A 19,435-nucleotide genomic window follows, 5' to 3' on the forward strand; every position below is an offset into this window, starting at 1 on the left:
CATGCAACGCATCCTGATCCCCGAACGCGCGGATTGGCGCACGCAGGCCGAATCGCTGGGCTTCCACTTCCACACCATCGACGGCGAGCCGTATTGGGACGAAAGCGCCTACTACGCGTTTTCGTTGCGTCAGATCGAAGACGACATCGAAGCGCCCACCCAAGAGTTGCACGACATGGCGATGCAACTGGTGGACGAGGTGGTGGGCTCGGAAGCGCTGATGACCCGGCTGGCCATCCCGCCGTTCTACTGGGACTGGATCGCCAACTCCTGGAAAGAGCGCGACCCGCATCTGTATGGCCGCATGGATCTGGCGTATTCGGGCGATGGCCCGGCCAAGTTGTACGAACTCAATTACGACACGCCGACATCGCTCTACGAATCGGCCTACTTCCAGTGGTTGTGGCTGGAACAGCAGATCGCCAGTGGCGCGCTGCCCAAGGGGACCGATCAGTACAACCTGATCCAGGACCTACTGTGCGAAACCCTGGGCGCGCTGGCCGTGGATGGCGCGATCGGCGCGCAGATGCATTTTGCGGCGGTGCGCGATTCGCTGGAGGACCGCGCCACCGTGCGCTACTTGCGCGACTGTGCGCATCAGGTGGGCATCAGCACCGAGGAAGTGGCCATCGAAGACATCGGCCTGAGTGCCGAAGGCTGGTTCACCGACGAACAGGATCGGGTGATCCATACGCTGTTCAAGCTGTATCCGCTGGAATTCATGATGGAAGAACGCTTCGGGCCGGCATTGATCGCCGACCGGGTGCGCCTGATCGAACCGGCATGGAAATCGGTGCTGAGCAACAAGGGCATCCTTCCGTTGCTGTGGGACCGCCATCAGGGCCACCCGAATCTGCTGCCCGCCCGCTTTGCGCAGGCCGGTGAGGCGCCGAGCGCAGGCTGGGTGCGCAAGCCGTTGCTCTCGCGCGAGGGGGCCAACATCGCGCTGGTCACGGCGCAAGGCGAGGCCGCGCACACCGATGGCCCGTACGTGGATGGCCCCGCAATTCTGCAGGCGCATCACCCGCTGCCGGTGTTCGATGGGCGCCATGCGCTGGTAGGAAGCTGGGTTGTCGCGGACCGTCCTGCCGGACTGGGCATGCGCGACGACGATGGCCCGATCACCCGCGACACCTCGCGCTTCGTGCCGCACGTCATCACGGATTGACACCCGGCCGAAGGTACATCGCCACTGCGAGGTGGTGGTGTCGTGCGTGTGATCCGAGCTTCCTCTGCGTCACACCTAGAAGCGGGTCTGGGACTGGCCAGCGCGTTGTCGGCAGCGGCAATGCCACTGCGCTGGCCCCGCTTGTCGCGCCTGACACATGCGCCAGCGGGGCGCAAGGCCTCAGGCGCATGCAAGGCGACGCATCTTTTCCACACCCCCTGTGGATGGAAGTTGCACAAGGCTGTGGACAAGTGTGCGCAGGCCCCGGCCTGCAACGCTGTCAAGATGGGTGGCGAAAAAATGACCAGCCGGTTGCGAGAGGCTTTCGTCCTTCGCAATCACTGCGATCCCGGCAGGATCGGCAAAGTGGTCGGCGCTGGCGTCGTTGCGATAGTCAGGCCGGCATCGAGCGATGCCCGACATGCGGTGAACCTGGAGATCACGTCGGTCGTTCCGACCCGCTAAGCCATGCATGTCATTCGCGTGCTGCCATCGACCAGCCACGTCGCCTCGGCAGTCGCGGTGCGGTGTCACGTCGATGCCCGCGTTCACGCGGACGAAGTCACACCCGCCGCGCCACAAGAAAGCTCGCCACCGCCAGCAACCACGCCAACACGAACACGCTCAGGTAGGCGGCGCGCGTGGCCGATGTCAGCAGCGCAGCGAACAATGCGCCCGCGAGCGCCAACGTGGCCGCCACCGCGATGGCTTCGCTCAGTTGCAAGGCGGAGCTGTTGGCGCCTTGCTGCGCCGGTGGCGACAGCGACAGCAGCACCACCGACAGGCTGGGATACAGCAGGCCCATGCCCAGGCCGGTCAGCGCCCAGCCGGCAATTGCCAACGTCGCAGGAATCGCCGGCCACACCGCACCTGAGCTGATCGCAATGCCCAGGGTCATCAACAGCGCGCCGCTCTTGAGCAGGCGAGGGCGCGACCAACCGGCGCGGCTGTGGCCCTGGTACCACGAGCCACCAAACCAGCCCAACGCACCCACGCTCAGTGCCACGCCGGCCAGCAGCGGCGAAAGTCCGCGTTCGCGCGACAGCAGCAGCGGCAAAAAGGCTTCAAAGCCGAAGAAGGCGGCCGCAGCAATGCCGCGCAGCGCGATCACGCTGGGCAATCCGCGCGCAAGCCGCAACGTGCCAGCCGGCAGCAGGCGCCAGGCGCAATACGCAGAGAGCAACAAGGCCGGCAGCATGGCGCCCGGCGCCAGCATGCCATGCAGTTGCCCGCCCAGATACACGCCAAGCACGCCCACCGCCGCTCCGACAGCCCAGCCCATCGAAGCGGTTGGCGCGTCGGAACTGTCGCGTGTCCAGGTCTGCCCGCGCAGCGCTGGCCACAGCAGTAATCCAGCCGGAATCGCCAGCAGTGGCACCGACAAAAATACCCAACGCCAGCCCAGGTGTTGCACGATCAATCCGCTGATGCCCGGCCCGATCAACGATGGCACCACCCAGCCGCCCGAAAACGCGGCAAACACGCGCGGGCGCAAGACCTCGGGGTACAGCCGCCCGACGATGACGTACAAGGCCACCGAATAGGCGCCGGCCCCCAGCCCCTGCAGCAGGCGTCCGACGATCAACATCGGCATGCTCGGTGCCAGGCCGGCGACCAGCAGGCCGACCACAAAGCACAACAGGCCGGCAGCCAACGCACCGCCAGGACCGCGACGGTCGCTCCAGCGCCCGGCCGCCGTCATCCCCATCACGCTGGTGGCCAGCGCGCCGCCGAACGCCAACGCATACAGCGGCAGCCCGTTCAACTCGCGCGCCACCGTCGGCATGGCGGCGGCAACCGCCAGCGACTCGAATGCATTGAGTGACACCAGCGCCACCATGCCCAGCGTCGCCGCGCGATAAGGCGCGGCCAGGATGGAGGTGGTCTGTGTTTCGATTGGCAGCGCTGCGGCAGTGATCGGTCTCTCGGTGGGCATCGAACATCCAGGGACGAAACGTGTGTAGAGGCGCGACCGGTGCTTGCACCGGCGATGGCCGCGCAGCATCCTGCCTCAACCTAAGTTGAGGTCAAGGCAATGCAACGTGAGCTGTCCGTGGGCGAGGTCGCCAAGCGCAGTGGTGTGGCGGTGTCGGCGCTGCACTTCTACGAGCGCAGAGGCTTGATCAGCAGCCTGCGCACCGCCGGCAACCAGCGCCGTTATGCGCGCGATGTGCTCCGGCGGATCGCGGTGATTCGCGTGGCGCAGCGATTGGGCGTGCCGCTGCAGCAGGTGCTCGATGCCTTCTCCGTGTTGCCGGATCAACGCACGCCGACGCGTGCGGAGTGGGCGCGCATGTCGGCGCGCTGGCGGGGCCAGCTGGACGCGCGCATCAACGAACTGCAGGCCCTGCGCGACCAGCTCACCGACTGCATCGGCTGCGGCTGCCTGTCGCTGCGTCGCTGCCGCCTGAGCAATCCGGACGATGCCATGGGCCACAGCGGTGAGGGAGCATTGCGGTTGGGTGGTTTGATGGCGGAGTAAGTCGGCTTGGCCATCTGGTCCATCGCAGCGGGCCATGCCCGGGGTCGGTGGACCGCGCGGAGACGATCTGCGCCTGTGATGCGTGGCTGGCGCTCCACCAGAGCATCCGTCGGCGGGCCTGTCCGAAACCTCAGGCAGCCGCAACCGGGACAAATGGCATTGCCGCGCGCGACACTCTGCGCCGTAGGATGGGAATCCCCTCCGCCGCAGGATTTCGCATGACCCCCACCGTGCGCCGATCACTCACCGTTGCATTGTCTCTGGCCTGCGTCACTGCGCCGGCGCTTGCCGCTGCCGCGCCCGCCAGCGCCGCCACGGCCGCCACGCCTGCTCCGGCCAGCGTGTTCGATCCGCTGGCCTTGTTCGCGCCCCTGCAATTGCCCGACGCTCCCAATGCCTATCGCAGCGGCAGCGGTGTACCTGGCCCGGCGTTCTGGCAAAACCGCGCCGACTACGACCTCAGCGCCAGCATCGACCCGGCAACGCATTCCCTCAGCGGCGAGGCCGCCATCACCTACACCAACCACAGCCCCGACACGCTGGACGTGCTGTGGCTGCAACTGGACCAGAACATCTACCGCGCCGACGCGCGCGCTGCCGCCAGCCGGCCGCTCAGGCGCAAAGAGTTCACCGATGGCATGCAGATCGCCAGCGTCGAGATCGATCAAGGCGGGCGCCGCCAGTCAGCGCACTTCATCGTCGACGACACCCGCATGCGGGTGGATCTGCCGCAACCGCTGGCCGGGCAGGGCAAGGCGCTCACCGTGCATATTCGCTATCGCTACACGATCCCCGGCACCTGGGGCGGGCGCACCGCAGTGAGTGCCAGCAAGCAAGGCGAGATCTACGAGATTGCGCAGTGGTACCCGCGCATGGCGGTGTACGACGATCTGCGTGGCTGGGACACGCAACCCTACCTGGGATCGGAGTTCTACCTGGAGTACGGCAATTTCGACTACGCAGTGACCGTGCCGGAGGGCTTTCTGGTCGCCGGCTCCGGTGCGCTGACCAATCCCCAGGACGTACTCAGCCGCACCGAACAGCAACGCCTGGAGCAAGCCAGCGGAAGCGACCGCACCGTGTTGATCCGCACGCCTGCCGAGGTAACCGCACGTGCGGCCAAGCCGGCGGGCAAGGGCACGCAGACCTGGCGCTTCCACATGGACCACACCCGCGATGTCGCATTTGCCGCATCGCCGGCGTTCGTCTGGGACGCGGCGCGCATCAATCTGCCGGGCGGCAAGCACGCGCTTGCGATGTCGGTGTACCCGGTGGAAGGTGTGGGCGCAGACAAGTGGAACCGCTCGACCGAATACGTCAAAGGCGCCATCGAGCATTTTTCGCAGTGGTATCCGTACCCGTGGCCAGCCGCGATCAACCTGGGTGGTTATGGAGCCGGCATGGAATATCCCGGCATCGTCTTCGATGGTTTCGAAGACGGCGGCAAGGACTTGTTCTGGATCACCGCACACGAAATCGGCCACACCTGGTTCCCGATGATTGTCGGCTCCAACGAGCGCCGGCATGCGTTCATGGATGAAGGCTTCAACACCTTCATCGACGTGTATGCATCGGATGCGTTCAACAAGGGGGAATATGCGCCCAAGCGCGATTCGGAATACGCGCCCAAAGGCGGCAACCCGGTCGACGAAATCCTGCCGCTACTGGCCGACACCCATGCGCCCACGCTGATGGACAACGCCGATTCCACCAGCGAGACCTATCGCCATCCGCTGACCTACTTCAAGGGCGCGTTGGGGCTGGTGCTGTTGCGCGAGCAGATCCTGGGTCCGGCACGCTTCGATCCTGCGTTTCGCAAATACATCGCCACCTGGGCTTACAAGCATCCCACGCCGTCGGACTTTTTTCGGCTGATGGAAAGCGAAAGTGGCGAAGATCTGTCCTGGTGGTGGCGCGGCTGGTATCTCAACAACTGGCAGCTGGACATGGGCATCACCGAAGCGCATTACGTCGACCACGATCCTGCCAAGGGCGTGCACGTCACATTGCGCAGCCGGCAGAAGCTGGTGATGCCGGTAACCGTGCGTGCGGACCTGGCCGATGGCAGCCACCTGGACCGGCGCGTGCCGGTGGAAACCTGGCTGCAGACCACCACGCCCACGCTGACGCTGCCGACCACCCAGAAGGTGCTGCACGTCACCTTGGACCCCGACCATGTGCTGCCAGATGCCGACCGCAGCGACGCGCGCGTGGACGTGACCGGCTGAGCATTGCGCGAGGCGTGGGTGCCGACGTGGCCGCAGCGCGGTCGCGTCGGTGGCTGCGTGCGGCAACCGCCGACGGGAACGGACATAATCGCCTGCGTTGACAACCCGACGAGCGCAGCAGTTGCGTGGCATCGTTCGGTAGCACACAGACGCCGCGGTTCCCGTGCGATGACGATGGTTCGCCCGACGACGACTGACGGCGTATATCAGTCGCCCAGATCAGCGCAATCGATTGCGAAGCGCGCATTGTCTTGTTCATGCGCGATGCTTGTTGCTGCATTGATACACAGGCGACGTGTAATCGGCAGGCGCCTGCAGCGTGCTGCCGTGTCCGGTGCAGCGCCGACGTCGACATGCGCAATCTAGACGCGCGGCGCTGGTCGTCATTCAAAGTTTGCGCAGTCGCCGCATCCGACTCCAGTGCGACACGTTCATTATGCAAATTTCACCATTCGACCCGACGGTTTTTGCGTAATGCCGTGATAACGCTTACAGCCCCGCCGGCATTGAAAACCGTATGCGGGCTCAAGCGACTGCGGTATCGGCTGTAACAGTGCACAGCCATCACTATGCTGCAACGCACGGTGACAAGCCCTTTATGCCCTGACTAGGCTGCGCGGCATGTTAGCGCTATCACCGGCTGACACGTCGTGCAAAGAACCTGCAACACACGCAGCATTGGCAGAGCAGCGCCGTTGCTGCGGCGGGTAGACGTGCATGCGCACACCGCAGGTCGACGATCGAAGGGGCGATCGTCAGCCTGCGTGCTAGGGGACAGATCGAGGGCAACTGACACAACGTCAAGCGGTTGTTGCGTGGCGCGTGCGGCGCGGTGAAAGGAGGGGAATGCCATCAGGGCATGTCCGATCCAGGCGCCGGCTGCGCTTGCAAGACCCATGCATGGCGTTGGATTGGTGGCTCCAGCAGTTGCAGCAGCGTTGGCCACGACCTGTCGGGCAGTGGCCACGATTCCGCCGTATCGCATGCCGCGATATCGGCCGTTGGCGGTTGGACTCCACTCCCGAGGACACATCGATGCGTCGTACGTTGAACAGCTTCAAGTCGAAGGCCATGTTCACCTTCGTTGGTGGCCTGTTGGTCATCAATCCCGCCTTTGCACAGGATGTCGCTCCGCCGCCTGCACCGGCGCCGCAATCCAGCAGCGATTCCGCCACCACCTTGGACGCCGTCAACGTGACCGGTATCCGCAACAGCCTCAACCAATCGATGGGCATCAAGCGCGATGCCGCAGGCGTGGTGGATGCGATCAGCGCCGAAGACATCGGCAAGTTTCCGGACACCAACCTGGCCGAATCACTGCAACGCATCACCGGTATTTCCATCGAACGCCGCGATGGCGAAGGCGCGCAGGTCACCGCACGCGGCTTCGGCCCGCAGTTCAACACCGTCACCCTCAACGGCCGCCTGATCCCCGGTGCCGATGCCTTCGGCGCGCCCGGCCAGACACCGATCGGCGGCGTGGATGTCGGCACGCGCGCGTTCAACTTCGCCCAGCTCGCTTCCGAAGCCATCACCGGCATCGAAGTGTTCAAGACCAGCCGCGCAACGGCGCCCAGCGGCGGGATCGGTGCGACGATCAATATCCAGACCGACAAGCCGTTCAACCACGATGGCGTGGTGGCCAATGCCGGCGCCAAGATGGTGTCCGACCGCTCTGAGCCCTTCGGCGATTCGCTCACCCCGGAAGTGTCGGGCATCTTCAGCTATACCAACCCGGAGAAGACCTTCGGTATCGGCCTGAGTGCCAGCTACCAGAAGCGCCATGGCGGTTCTGTCCAAGCCACCGAAAATACCTGGAATATCCAGCGCTGGACCGGCACCGACCCGGCGCTGCGCCCGGACGCGGTGGTGACCAACGCGCCGGCGATCGGCCAGTTGTACGGCATGCCCAACGACCTGCGCTATGCGTTCGCCGATTTCCAGCGCGAACGCATGAATGGCCAGGCGGTGATGCAGTTCGCACCGACCGACAGCCTGACCCTGACCCTGGATTACACCTACTCGGCCAACGAGATCCGCGAAGAGCGCGGTGAACAGGGCATCTGGCTGCAGCGCGCCAACAGCTTTACCGATCTGACCTTCGACACCGGCCAGGCCGTGGCCACGCCGGTCTATCTGCGCGATGTTCCCAATGGCGCGAAGGACTTCGGCATGGAACAACAGCGCAACGAGCAGAAGTACACGCTCGGCTCGCTGGGCTTCAATGCCGATTGGCAAGTGAGCGACCGCTTCCAGTTGAGCTTCGATGCGCACAATTCCAAGACGCAGAGCTTGCCCAACGACCCGACCACCGGCGGCAGCGCGACCTATTTCAGTTTCGCCGGCACCAACAACTGCACCAACGGGCCGTACTGCGGTGGCCAATGGGGGCAGGAATTGTGGTTCAACAATTCCTTGCCGATCGGCGCACGCACCTGGTACCCCACTGCGGCCGATTCGCTGGCAAACACCAATGGCGTGGTCAATCCCGCTTTCACCCCTGCCGAGCTCGGCTCGCAGGTGCTGCGTATTTTCTATCAGAAGCAGGTGACCGAAACCAAGGAAGGACGGCTGGACGGAAAGTTCGATTTCGACGACGGGCGCTTCCAGTTCGGCGTGAGTTCCACCAACACCACCATGCATCGGCTCGTCAGCGAGACCAATTCGACGCTGGGCGATTGGGGCGTGGCCAATGCGGGCAACGAGCCGGGCATGGTCGCATTGCTGCAGCCGGTGAGCATCACCGGCATGTTCAAGGATTTCAATCCCAGCGGCGCGGCCTCCAGTGCATGGCGTGGCGATGCAGATCAGCTGGCGCTGTGGGGCGGAAGCCAGTACGGCGCAACCACGCGCTACAACCCGCAATACACCGCCGACAACCGGGTGGAGGAAAAGACCCGCGCGGCCTACGTACAGTTGGAAATTGCCGGCGCCATCGCCGGGATGACCACCAATACGCGCCTGGGGCTGCGCTACGAGCGCACCGATGTGGAGTCCACCTCGCAGGTGGCCACGCCCACCGCGCTGCTGTGGCTGTCCAACAACGACTTCCAGTTGATCCGTTCCACCGACCAGCAGCCTTTCAGCGAGAAGACCAGCTATAACTACATCCTGCCCAACATGGACTTCAGCATCGATTTCACCGATTCGCTGAAAGGCCGCGCCTCGTTTGGCCAGACCATCGCACGCGCACCGTACAACAATCTCATCGCCGGGCCCACGCCCAACACGCCCAACGGCTCGATCCTGATCAACCCGTCCAACCGCGCCGGCGGCGACTCGCAGACGCCCACGCTCGATCCGTTGGAATCGGACAACCTCGATCTGGCACTGGAGTGGTATTTCGCCGATGCCAGCTATGTGTCAGCGACGTTCTGGAACAAGCGCGTGAGCAATTTCATCGGCAATACCGTTACGCGTGAATCGCTGTACGGACTGACCGACCCCACCTCCGGGCCGGATGCTCAGGCTGCGCTGGCGTTCCTGCAAAGCGGGGCCTGCGCCGCCCAGGTGGGTGCGGCCGGCAACGATGTCGCAGGCGCATGTTCGGCCAACGACACCTCGCTGTTTGCGGCCATGGCGCTGCTGCGCAATGCGGCTGCCACCGGCGGGCTGAGCGCCTACAACGGCAGTTCGGCGCAGAGCCTTGCGCTGGAGAATGCCTACGATATCGCAGGCAACGCCTCCGACCCGCTGTATCAGTTCGATGTGTCGCGGCCGATCAACCAGAACAAGGCCAACATCCACGGCTGGGAACTCGGCGGCCAGTACTTCTTCGGCAGCACCGGTTTCGGCATCTACGCCAACTACACCATCGTGGAAGGAGATGTGGCGTTCGATAACACCGTCATCGATCGCGATCAGTTTGCATTGCTCGGCCTGAGCGACACCGCCAACGTCATGCTGATGTACGAAAAGTATGGCTGGAGCGCACGCCTGGCCTGGAACTGGCGTGACGAATACCTGATCGCTGCCAACCAGGACAATGCCAACCGCAACCCGTACTACGTCGAGCCGTATCAGCAGTTCGACCTGAGCGTCAGCTACGCCTTCAACAAGCAGCTGTCGGTGGGCTTCGAGGCGATCAACCTGACCGGTGAGGACGTGCGTTGGCACGGCCGCTCGGACAAACAGATCATCCGCCTGATCGACCAGCAGCCGCGTTACACGCTGGGCGTGCGGTACGCGTTCTGAATTACCACGCGTTGTTCGTCGTAAATCCTGCGGCCGCCATCGTGTGATGGCGGCCGCAACCGGTTGTTGCGCCGTTGCTCGCGTGCGTTCTACAGCCGTGTAGTGCCGCCGTGCCCGCTCCGTCTATGGAGAGGCCGTCGGCTTGCAGTGCGAACGCATGCGTCATGCGCTGGCCTTCGTCGCGGCGCAGCGTGTTGCTGCCCTGCGGCTTGCCGGCGCACGCATTTTTGGCAATGCTCAGCATCGATAAGCGCGCGGGGAATGCGTGCGACCGAGTTTCTTCATGACTGCAGCCCTCCGCGACGGACGGCTGCTGGAGTTTTAGATGACCCGATACGCAGTGCTCAACAACGTGGCCCATCACGACCTGCGCGTGATCCTGCGCTTTGGTGCGGAATTTGGCGATGCAATCGGCGTGGTGCCGGCCTTCGTCACCGAATATGCCGAGCTGCAGCGCGAGTATCCGCTGTTCTTCCGCAAGGATCCGGCCGGAAGTGGTTACCAGCCGGTGGCGCTGCTGGGCTTTGCGCAGGATGAAAACCTGTTTCTGCAGGACGGGCGCTGGAATGCCAGCTACCTGCCGGGCATCGTTGCCAAGGGACCGTTCCTGATCGGTTTCCAGGAGCAACACGTCGATGGGGCCTTGGTACAGGAGCCGGTGATCCATGTCGACCTGGAACATCCGCGCATCAGCCGCAGCGAGGGCGAAGCGGTGTTCCTGCCGCAGGGCGGGCACAGCCCGTATCTGGAACATATCATCGGCGTGTTGCGCGGCATCCGCGATGGCGTGGACGCAGGGCAGGCGATGGCGGCCGCCTTCGACGCGCTTGGGCTGATTCAACCGGTGCGCCTGGAGGTTGCGCTGGATGCCAGCCATGCCACGCAGTTGCAGGGCTTGTTCGCCATCGACCGCGAGCGGCTTGCCGCCCTGGATGCGCACGCGCTGCAGCAGTTGCATCAGGCCGGCTATCTGGAAGGTGCCTTCCTGATGCTGGCATCGCTGCACAATGTGCGCCGGCTGATGGCCGAAAAGCAGCGCCGCCTGCAGCAGTCGCACAGCGACCCCGTTGCTGCGTACGCCTAAGCGTATGGCCGCACGCGCCACCGATCTGTCCGTCGCCGCGGGCGTCGCCATCGTCGAGCGCAGCGACTGCGATCCTGAGGCATTGCCGCTGTCCGCACTTTGCGAGGCCGCCGAACCGGTGGTGCTGCGCGGCGTTGCGCGCAGCTGGTCGCTGGTGCAGGCCGGGCTGCGCAGCGCCGATGAAGCCATGGCGCTGTTGCGTGCGCACGATACCGGCCGCCCCCTGCAGTATTCGTATGGCGCCCCGGAGATCGGCAGCCGCCCGTTCTATCGCGACGATTGCAGCGTGCTCAACTTCCAGGTGCAGCGCGGCAGCGTAAGCACCTTGCTGGATGCCATCGCGGCGCATCGTGACGACCCGCAGCCGCCCACTTATTACCTGGCCTCGTTGCCGGTGGACGCCAATCTGCCGGGGCTGCGCGCGCACAACGATCTGGATGTCGCCGCCAACGGTGGCCACGTGCAGCCCAGCATCTGGATCGGCAACCGGGTGATCGCTTCATGCCACTACGATGCGCTGGATAACCTGGCGTGCTGTGCGGTCGGGCAACGGCGCTTTACGCTGTTTCCGCCAGAGCAGGTCGCCAATCTGTATCCGGGTCCGCTCGATCCCACGCCGGGCGGGCAGGTGGTGAGCATGGTCGATTTCGCCCATCCGGACCTGCAACGCTTTCCGCGTTTTGCCGATGCCTTGCCGCATGCGCGCAGCGTGGTGCTGGAGCCGGGCGATGCGTTGTTCATTCCGAGCATGTGGTGGCACCACGTCCAATCGCTGCAGCCGTTCAACGTGCTGATCAATTACTGGTGGAGCAGTGCGCCAGCGCACCTGCCTGCCGCGATGCCGGCGCTGTATCACGCGCTGTGGGCGATTCGCGACCGCCCCACAGCGGAGAAACAGGCATGGCGCGCGTTGTTCGATTATTACGTGTTCGGCCCTGCCGAGCAGGCCGGCGAACATCTGCCCGAAACGGCGCGTCATGCGCTCGGCCCGATCGACCCCATGCTGTCGCGGCAGCTGCGCGCCATGCTGATCGGCAAGTTGAACCGCTGATGTGCGGCATCGCCCTCAACCCATTTCAGAGGAGTGCGCAGTGACTCAGGCTCAGATTCGCAAGGTGGTGATCGCCGGTGGTGGAACGGCCGGCTGGATCGCTGCCTGTGCGCTTTCGCATCAATTCCGCAATTTGCTGGACATCACCCTGGTCGAGTCCGAGCAGATTGGCACCGTCGGTGTGGGCGAATCCACGGTGCCGCCCATTCGCACCTTCCACCGGTTCCTGCAGATCGACGAGCAGGAATTCCTGCGTGCGGTGGCGGGTACCTTCAAGCTATCGATCTCGTTCGAGCATTGGCGCCGCCAGGGCGAGCGCTACATCCATCCATTCGGCATCACCGGCCAGAGCACCCTGGTGTGCGCGTTTCACCATCTGTGGCTGGAAAGCCAGCGCCGCGGCATGCCGGGCAGCTTCGGCGATTACTGCCTGGAAACGGTGGCCTCGCGCGTGGACCGCTTTGCGCTGCACGGCGAGCCGGCAGTCAATTACGCCTATCACCTGGATGCGGCGCTGTATGCCAGGTTCCTGCGTGCGCGCAGCGAGGCCTGCGGCGTCAAGCGTGTCGAAGGCAGGATTCAGCAGGTGACCGTGCAGCCGCACAGCGGCGATGTCGCCAGCCTGGTGCTGGAAGACGGGCAAACGATCGAAGGCGATTTGTTCATCGATTGCAGCGGCTTCCGGGGTCTGCTGATCGAACAGACGCTGCACACCGGCTACGAAGACTGGAGCCATTGGCTGCCGTGCGACCGTGCGGTGGCGGTGCAGACCGAAGCCCTCGGCCCACCGGTTCCCTACACCCGCGCCATCGCGCACGAAGCCGGCTGGCGGTGGCATATTCCGTTGCAGCACCGGGTCGGCAACGGCCTGGTGTTTTCGAGCAAGCACCTGTCCGATGACGAAGCGCACGCCAAGCTGCTGCGCGATGTGGCTGCGCCTGCCGTCAAGGAGCCGTGGATGGTGCCGTTCCGCACCGGCCGCCGGCTCAAGGCCTGGAACAAGAATGTGGTTTCGCTCGGTCTGGCCAGCGGCTTCATCGAGCCGCTGGAATCGACCAGCATCCATCTCACCATTTCTGCGGTGGTGCGGCTGCTGGCGCTGTTTCCGGCCGCAGGTATTGCGCCTTCGCAGGTGCAGCTGTTCAACGACGTCAGCCGCGCTGAAATGGAGCACGTGCGCGACTTCGTCATCTTGCACTACCACGCCACCCAGCGCGAGGAACCGTTATGGCAGCAATGCCGGCAGATGGAACTGCCCGAATCGCTCGCGCTGCGCCTGCGTGCCTGGCGCGAACGCGCGCACGCCTGGCAGGGCGCCGATGAATTGTTTCGCGTCGATTCCTGGACCCACGTGCTGATGGGGCAGGGCATTGCGCCCGAGCAGCATCACCCGCTGACGCGCGCGTTTTCCGACCACGACCTGCGTCGCCTGCTCGACGGTATCGCCCAACCGATCCAGCACGCCGTGCAGCAGATGCCCTCGCAGCAGGACTTCATCGAACGCTACTGCAAGGCCGGCGAACAGGTGTGGGGAATGCGCAGCCCGGTGCCTGCCTAGCGCGTGTTATGCGCTTTGAGATGGAATGCAACCCTCCGGGAAGCGCCCTGTGGCGCGCCGATACCGCGCTGCGCGTCTTGCCCAGGCGGCCAGCCTGGGCTGCAGCGCACGCCTTGTCGCGACGCGGCACAGGACGCTTCGCACCCACCCCAAAGGACATAACCCGCGCTAGGGCCGGCATTGGATCGCTGCGGACGGGCGGGCGCAGTGCGCGCCCGCGCTACAGCCGCATCAGATCCTTGCCCACCACGATCGGCCCGGCGTAATGCTTGCGCGCGCCTTCGCTCCACATCGCATCGGTGATGGACGCATCGCCACCGGGGACGAAGTGATTGAGCACGAGCATCTTCGCGTTGGCCGCCGTCGCAATCATGCCGACCTCTTCGCTGGTGGAGTGGCTCTTGAGCAGATGGTCGAGCAATGTCGGCGCGTTGTCGTTGGTTTTCAGCATCGTTTGCAGCGCCGGTAGATACATCACTTCGTGCACCAGCACGTCGGTGTTCTTTGCGAACTCGGCCAGCGCGGGCAGGTAGCGCGTATCGCCGGAGAACACAACGCTGCGGTCGGGCGCCTCGAACCGGTAGGCAAAGGCCGGTTTGAGGGTGTAATGGTCCACCAAGGTGGCGGTGACGGTGACCTGATCGTTCTTCAGGACGGTGCCGGGCTGGTCGAACTCATGCACGTGGATGAGCGCTTCGAACGGCGGACGGCCTTCCTCACGGATGCGTGCCTGGATGTCGATGGCATTCATCGCGACAAACGCCTCCACCATCCTCGCGATGCCGGGTGGGCCATACAGATGCACCGGCGTCTGCAGGCCACTGGCCCAGGCCAGCCACACCACGTTGAGCAAATCGGCATTGTGGTCGGAATGGTGGTGGGTCAGAAAGATATCGCGCAGCATGGGCAGCCGAATGCCAGCCTTGGCCAGTTGCTGCGCCACGCCGTTGCCGCAATCGACCAGATACGGTTGCCCGTCGATGACCAAGGCATTGGCGGCCGCCGCCCGCAATGGCGAGGGTGTCCACCCTTGGTGCCCAGCAGCACCAGCACGCTGCCCTTGGTCGGAAAGGGTGCAGGCGGCGCGGGGCCGGGCTGGGGGGATGTTTGTCGTGCCGGGGCACGCGCAGCGGCGCCGAGCTGCCCCACCGCGGTCAGCGCACTCGCAGCGAATGCAGTGCGTAGCAGCGTGCGACGGGAGCGGGAGGGATGAGATGCGGTCATTGCGGCTCGTGTCGATGTGCGTGGGTCGAGTGTCGATGCAATTGTGCGTGTTGTATACACAATACGGCAGGCGTCGCTGGCAGCGATCCGAAACAGCGGCCCAGGCGCTGTTTTTTCCCTGCTCCTGCTGCAAAGCTCAGAATTCGCGCGCAATGAATTGATTCAAGGCCGGCGAACGATAGAACGCCATGCATTGGGCGAAGATGCGATTGAAGCGGCCACGGCGCGCTTGGTCCTTCATCGGGACTTCGCGCTTGTCCAACCCCCCCGTGTTGGCGTCGACAAAACGCTGCAGGCGGTCGGTTGCGCCGGCCTTGGCGTTGTCCATCGCATAGGTGGTCAGCAGATACGAGCGGTCGCGTAGCTGATCGGGTGCGTACTTGCCGCTACGGGTGTAGTTGTCATCCAGGCACCGCTGCAGCGCGTAAGCCTTGATGTCCTCGCGATCGGCCGGCTTGCCGGCCGCCAGGGCAGGGGTTTGCAGCGCCAACGCAGCAAGGGTGATAACCAACAGTGGGGTATGTATGTGAACCATGGGCGGCCGTTGTGCAGGAAAAGACCCGATCAGTCTGCATCATTGCGCCGCTCGCCGCCGGTAGCGCAGCGTTGGTGCAGCCGAAGCCAATCAGGCATTGCCCGATTTGCCGAAGTGAGTCTTGTACACGCGCCGTGGCGGCAACGCACCGACGAGCTTGTTGAGCGAGGCTCAAAATAAGCAGCTGTGGAGCGATGCCTCGCGCGAGCGCACCACGCCATTGCCATGGGTACGTGGCAAGAAGATGGTGGTGTCATTCGAAAGGCGTGCGGACATTGCAGCGTAAGGCTCAGCGCATGCACCCATCGCTGAGCCGAAGACGCCTGGCCCGGCAAACGGATTGCCGGACGAAGCGCGATCAAGCGTGGCAGGCGCAACATCGCCTGCGACGCGGCTTGGCCGCTTACTGGCCGAAGTAGGTGGAAATGGTGGAATACACGTCCGAGAAGCGCGAGTAGTAATCCGGATCGGTCTGCGCGCTGCAGAACGAATAACCGCCATACAGGCCGCCACGCAGCTGGTAGGCGCCACCGCTGGCGACGGTGAACAGGCCCGAGCCGGATGAGCCGCCTTCGGTCACGCCGTCGCTCCACACCACCCGATAGAGCGGGCTCTTGCCATCGATGGAGCTGTTCAATGCATTGACCGCACCCAGCGAATACTTCTTGACGTCGCCTGATGGGTGGTGGATGCCGACAATCGAGGTGCCGGTGGAACCGATCGCCGCGCTATTCCACGCTGCATAGAACGCGCCGCTTGGCGGTGCGGTCTTCAGCTCCAGCAATGCGGTGTCGCGCGTGGTGTTGGCATGCCTGAGGTACGCGCCACCGGTCAACGTGGTGGCCTGCGAACTGGCGGTGTTGCCGTTGCAGGTGGCGGCATCGTAGAACCAATAGGTTTGCAGCGTATTGGCCACGGTCTGCGTGCTGATGCAATGCGCCGCAGTCCAGAACAGATTGCGCTTGGGCGAATTAGTGTTGTTGAGCAGCGTGCCGGTGCACAGGAACGAGCCCTGGCTGGTGGTGAACACCATACGTGCGACGGCCTTTGCGGCGCTGGTAAAGCCGGCGGTGGGGTTGGCACGGCAGACGATGTCGTTCTGGCAGGAATCGCTCTCGCCGATGGCAATGGTCATCATGTCGCGCGGGCTGGCAGTGGGGCTGATGTCCAGATGCGACAGCTGCGGGATGCTGAGGCTGAAGTTCTCCGGATACAGCCCGGCCGGCAGCGACAGTTCGACCAGCAGATTCTCGCCGCTCACCGTCGGCGACCACCCGATGTCGTTGCCGCTGGCAGCGAAGCTGGCACCGGATTGCTCGAAGACGCGTCCATCGTCGCCGGCAAAACGCAGCGTCGTCTTGGACGGGTCGCCAGGCGTTGCACCGGCGCCACGCAGTATCAGCGATGCACGCAACGCTGCCGCCTGTGCGGAGCTGACTTTCAGGCTGGCCACGCGCGAGCCATCGGGAGCCATCTGCCAATCGAGCTTGGAGAGGTTCACCGTCGGCTGTGCGACTGCACGCGAAAAACCGATCTGCAGCGGTTGCCCGTGCTTGACCTGCGCAATGCGGCGCTCACGCACACGGCCGATCTCGGTGCTGGTCGGCGCGGTGAGTTGCACCACGCGCGTGGGCAGAACGCCGCCGCGTAAACTTGTCGATTGCAACGTTGCCGCACCAAGCTTGGCCGCCTGCGGCGCGGTGGTGACCGGCGCTGCATCCATCTCGGTCGGTGGAGCGGCCGCTGCGGTGCCGGAAATAGCGGAAAACAACGCCAGATACATCGCGTTCTTGCGATTCATGGGTAGTCCTTCTCGTAAGGGAGCGTCAGGCTGCAGCGGGGGCTGCAACAAGCGGGCGCCATCGTTGGCGCCGAACGAGCCTAGCGAAAGTTCAAAGATGAATATGTGCTGAAAATCTCTTTCGGGAATGAAAATTCGTTATAAATACAATGACCGCACGAGTCTGCCAATCATCGGGCCGTCGTGTCGTTGGCCCGAACGGCACGTAGCTCCCGGGGCGGCCATGTTGTTTGTAGTCAGCAGGTGCAAGCCCTGCATCCGGCTGCGCAGTGCCAGTTTGGTGTCTTCAGGCATCGTGCCAGCGATCGGGCTGGTCTGGTGGCGGCACGTGCTGTATTGGCAGGAGATGGCACCAACGCGCGTGAAGCGCGAGCGCACTCGTCCACCCCGGCAAGGGCAGCCAATGCCTGCGGCCATTGCCATTGCAGAGGGCGCGATAGCACCTGACCTCGGTGCCTCTCCAAGCTGGCCGGTAACTTGGAGACCGGCGCGATTCCATGTTGGAACCTTGCTGTGTCCGATACGGCTCTGCAAACGGCCTCAGCCAAAATCCACGTCATAGTCCTGGTCGTGATCAGCGCTCCTAGGGTCTGGGGATACATCGCCCCGGCCTGGAGGGATGCTCAGCGATGGTGGAGCCAGTGGACCCTTCGTTCGTTTTCACGGCGGTGGACGACATCTCTGGCTGCTTGCCAGACGGGGGAGATAACCAGAATCTCTGCGCACTCACTTGGAACATGTCGCATGCGATCTACTTCAACTTCTTTTCCAAGTCTGCGGCACGCGCAATCGCGCGAGAGCGACAGCGGCGTGCCTGTCTCCGCTACCGCTTTCCCCTGGCACGTGCGCGACAGCGCCAGTGCGTTTCCCGGTCTCAGTGCTGCGCCGGTCAAACGCATACGCAAAGTGACCCAATCAATCACGGCAGATGCGTCGCGGTCGTCTGGCATGCGCCTGCCGCAGGTAGATACCCATGCATGCGATCTCGTCAGCGCGATTGCCCAAGTGGATCGTGCATCGGCGCAGCCACACGGACAGGATCCGCAATGGGAAATGCGCTGCCGCACTGTACTCGAAAGCATGCGCGCATGCGCAGGCGAATCTTACAAGGGCGATCCGGCGACGGTGGCTGACATCGAGGGGTTGCATCTCAATGTGCCGATGTCCACGCGGCGGTTGAAACTATGGGAGCGAGAGACCGACGACGTGATTGTCGTGGTGCTGGGTTTTTCCGGCACATGCCTGGAGGCGACGGACGATCTGTTATGCGACATGAAAAGCCAGATCGCCCAGGCGCACGTCAACGTGTTCGACGAGCGCCTTCCGACATTGGGCAAGGTCGGCGCAGGCTGGCAGGAATGGTGGCAGTCCGAAGCTCAGTTGCCGCGTGCCGACGGAACCGTCATGAAGGACGTGCTGAAACGCTACGCGAATCGCGCGCGGGAGAGCGGCAAGGCGTTGTCGATGTCGTTGACGGGACACAGTCTGGGCGCGGCAGCGGCCACGGTCGCCGGCTTCGACATCACGCACTTTCTGCGCGCGGCCGGAGCCCCTGGCAAGATCAGCATATATTCATTCAATCCGCCGCGGCTCGGGCCAGCGGGCGCCGACAAATACTATATGCAAAGCTTAAGAACCAAATGCAGCGAACTGCGATTCACCCTGCGCCAGTTTGCGCGCGCTTTGGATCCGATCCAGTCGGTGCCCTTTTTCATGCATCACCCGCACTGGGATCACACCAGGGCTGCCGATGAGCGCGTCGGCAGCACCTGCGGTGATGGCTCCGCTCAGTTCATCACCGTGACGGACGACCCGGCGAGCACTGTCAACCTGGCGGACAATCACGAATTGGCGTTGTGGCGACCTTATTTCCTGTCCAAGATCGAGCCGGTCGATCTGCAGCGCATCTTTTCTCCCATGGCAGTGCCACAAGGGACATCCGGAGACCGGCGTCTTTCCCGCAGGCAATTGTTCACTTCGTTGCTGCCGTATCGCGAGCCGCCGGCCAATAGCCGGCCGGATTAAATGGCCGGCAATCAATTGCGAATAAATTTTCTAAGCCAAGATGGATTTTCTAAAGTGTGATTAATTCGAAATCCTGGCCATGAGA

Annotated in this window: 13 protein-coding genes and 2 pseudogenes; 8 read left to right on the top strand and 7 right to left on the bottom strand. The window is 63.8% G+C overall.

Going from position 1 to position 19,435, the window contains the following annotated elements; translation table 11 throughout:
* Position 1: 1 nt before the first annotated feature.
* The gene (locus J7360_RS09055; protein WP_007965640.1) at positions 2–1,168 is read left to right on the top strand and encodes a glutathionylspermidine synthase family protein; all 1,167 of its coding nucleotides are present in this window, start codon (positions 2–4) and stop codon (positions 1,166–1,168) included.
* Positions 1,169–1,348: 180 nt separating this feature from the next.
* Here the strand turns inward: J7360_RS09055 and J7360_RS09060 are convergent, their stop codons facing one another.
* Together J7360_RS09060 and J7360_RS09065 are read right to left on the bottom strand one after the other, a co-directional pair.
* Positions 1,349–1,591 (bottom strand): hypothetical protein, encoded by a 243-nt coding sequence (locus tag J7360_RS09060; protein ID WP_176214973.1) that lies wholly within the window; start codon positions 1,589–1,591, stop codon positions 1,349–1,351.
* A gap of 139 nt (positions 1,592–1,730) precedes the next feature.
* Complete coding sequence (locus tag J7360_RS09065; protein WP_057664073.1) at positions 1,731–3,104, bottom strand: MFS transporter; 1,374 nt, start codon at positions 3,102–3,104, stop codon at positions 1,731–1,733.
* 99 nt (positions 3,105–3,203) lie between these two features.
* Between J7360_RS09065 and soxR the strand changes: the two genes are divergently transcribed.
* The 3 genes from soxR (at position 3,204) to J7360_RS09080 (ending at position 10,072) form a co-directional block, all read left to right on the top strand.
* On the top strand, positions 3,204–3,650 hold the full coding sequence (gene soxR, locus J7360_RS09070) for a redox-sensitive transcriptional activator SoxR (RefSeq protein WP_022558808.1): 447 nt from the start codon (positions 3,204–3,206) through the stop codon (positions 3,648–3,650).
* A gap of 218 nt (positions 3,651–3,868) precedes the next feature.
* Positions 3,869–5,878, top strand: coding sequence for a M1 family metallopeptidase (locus J7360_RS09075; protein WP_057664075.1), 2,010 nt, complete (start codon positions 3,869–3,871; stop codon positions 5,876–5,878).
* A gap of 1,035 nt (positions 5,879–6,913) precedes the next feature.
* Positions 6,914–10,072 carry a TonB-dependent receptor gene (locus tag J7360_RS09080; RefSeq protein WP_057664078.1) on the top strand — a complete coding sequence of 1,053 codons (3,159 nt, stop codon included), beginning with the start codon at positions 6,914–6,916 and terminating at the stop codon, positions 10,070–10,072.
* A gap of 1 nt (position 10,073) precedes the next feature.
* Here J7360_RS09080 and J7360_RS09085 read toward each other — a convergent pair whose 3' ends face one another.
* The gene (locus tag J7360_RS09085) at positions 10,074–10,316 is read right to left on the bottom strand and encodes a hypothetical protein (RefSeq protein ID WP_057664081.1); all 243 of its coding nucleotides are present in this window, start codon (positions 10,314–10,316) and stop codon (positions 10,074–10,076) included.
* 81 nt (positions 10,317–10,397) lie between these two features.
* On the opposite strand from J7360_RS09085, the gene J7360_RS09090 reads away from it, so the two are divergent.
* From J7360_RS09090 to J7360_RS09100, 3 genes are read left to right on the top strand one after another with little or no spacing between them, the layout of a single operon-like run.
* Entirely contained in the window at positions 10,398–11,156 is a 759-nt protein-coding gene (locus J7360_RS09090; protein ID WP_057664084.1) for a SapC family protein, read from the top strand.
* A gap of 4 nt (positions 11,157–11,160) precedes the next feature.
* Complete coding sequence (locus tag J7360_RS09095; protein ID WP_209033716.1) at positions 11,161–12,207, top strand: cupin-like domain-containing protein; 1,047 nt, start codon at positions 11,161–11,163, stop codon at positions 12,205–12,207.
* A 40-nt stretch (positions 12,208–12,247) separates the two neighbouring features.
* Complete coding sequence (locus tag J7360_RS09100) at positions 12,248–13,765, top strand: tryptophan halogenase family protein (protein WP_022558816.1); 1,518 nt, start codon at positions 12,248–12,250, stop codon at positions 13,763–13,765.
* A gap of 220 nt (positions 13,766–13,985) precedes the next feature.
* On the opposite strand, the pseudogene J7360_RS09105 reads toward J7360_RS09100, so the two are convergent.
* The 4 genes and pseudogenes from J7360_RS09105 to J7360_RS21365 form a co-directional block, all read right to left on the bottom strand.
* Positions 13,986–14,989, bottom strand: a pseudogene (locus J7360_RS09105) (MBL fold metallo-hydrolase).
* A gap of 136 nt (positions 14,990–15,125) precedes the next feature.
* Positions 15,126–15,524: a hypothetical protein gene (locus J7360_RS09110; protein WP_209033718.1), complete on the bottom strand. Its 399-nt coding sequence runs from the start codon at positions 15,522–15,524 to the stop codon at positions 15,126–15,128.
* A gap of 403 nt (positions 15,525–15,927) precedes the next feature.
* Positions 15,928–17,325 carry a trypsin-like peptidase domain-containing protein gene (locus J7360_RS09115; protein WP_057662780.1) on the bottom strand — a complete coding sequence of 466 codons (1,398 nt, stop codon included), beginning with the start codon at positions 17,323–17,325 and terminating at the stop codon, positions 15,928–15,930.
* A gap of 216 nt (positions 17,326–17,541) precedes the next feature.
* Positions 17,542–17,824: pseudogene (locus J7360_RS21365) on the bottom strand (hypothetical protein); the annotation flags it as partial.
* 71 nt (positions 17,825–17,895) lie between these two features.
* Between J7360_RS21365 and xopAP the strand changes: the two are divergent.
* The gene (gene xopAP, locus J7360_RS09120; protein WP_343124462.1) at positions 17,896–19,350 is read left to right on the top strand and encodes a XopAP family type III secretion system effector; all 1,455 of its coding nucleotides are present in this window, start codon (positions 17,896–17,898) and stop codon (positions 19,348–19,350) included.
* Positions 19,351–19,435 lie beyond the last annotated feature (85 nt).

Source organism: Xanthomonas sp. D-99 (assembly GCF_017746145.1).
GTDB lineage: Bacteria > Pseudomonadota > Gammaproteobacteria > Xanthomonadales > Xanthomonadaceae > Xanthomonas > Xanthomonas cissicola.

Excerpts from the sequence above, each read along its gene's own strand:
- soxR (WP_022558808.1), top strand. The coding sequence starts at position 3,204 with ATGCAACGTGAGCTGTCCGTGGGCGAGGTCGCCAAGCGCAGTGGTGTG.
- J7360_RS09095 (WP_209033716.1), top strand. The coding sequence starts at position 11,161 with ATGGCCGCACGCGCCACCGATCTGTCCGTCGCCGCGGGCGTCGCCATC.
- J7360_RS09065 (WP_057664073.1), bottom strand. The coding sequence starts at position 3,104 with ATGCCCACCGAGAGACCGATCACTGCCGCAGCGCTGCCAATCGAAACA.
- J7360_RS09090 (WP_057664084.1), top strand. The coding sequence starts at position 10,398 with ATGACCCGATACGCAGTGCTCAACAACGTGGCCCATCACGACCTGCGC.
- J7360_RS09080 (WP_057664078.1), top strand. The coding sequence starts at position 6,914 with ATGCGTCGTACGTTGAACAGCTTCAAGTCGAAGGCCATGTTCACCTTC.
- J7360_RS09075 (WP_057664075.1), top strand. The coding sequence starts at position 3,869 with ATGACCCCCACCGTGCGCCGATCACTCACCGTTGCATTGTCTCTGGCC.
- J7360_RS09115 (WP_057662780.1), bottom strand. The coding sequence starts at position 17,325 with ATGAATCGCAAGAACGCGATGTATCTGGCGTTGTTTTCCGCTATTTCC.
- J7360_RS09085 (WP_057664081.1), bottom strand. The coding sequence starts at position 10,316 with ATGCTGAGCATTGCCAAAAATGCGTGCGCCGGCAAGCCGCAGGGCAGC.
- J7360_RS09110 (WP_209033718.1), bottom strand. The coding sequence starts at position 15,524 with ATGGTTCACATACATACCCCACTGTTGGTTATCACCCTTGCTGCGTTG.
- J7360_RS09060 (WP_176214973.1), bottom strand. The coding sequence starts at position 1,591 with ATGTCGGGCATCGCTCGATGCCGGCCTGACTATCGCAACGACGCCAGC.
- J7360_RS09055 (WP_007965640.1), top strand. The coding sequence starts at position 2 with ATGCAACGCATCCTGATCCCCGAACGCGCGGATTGGCGCACGCAGGCC.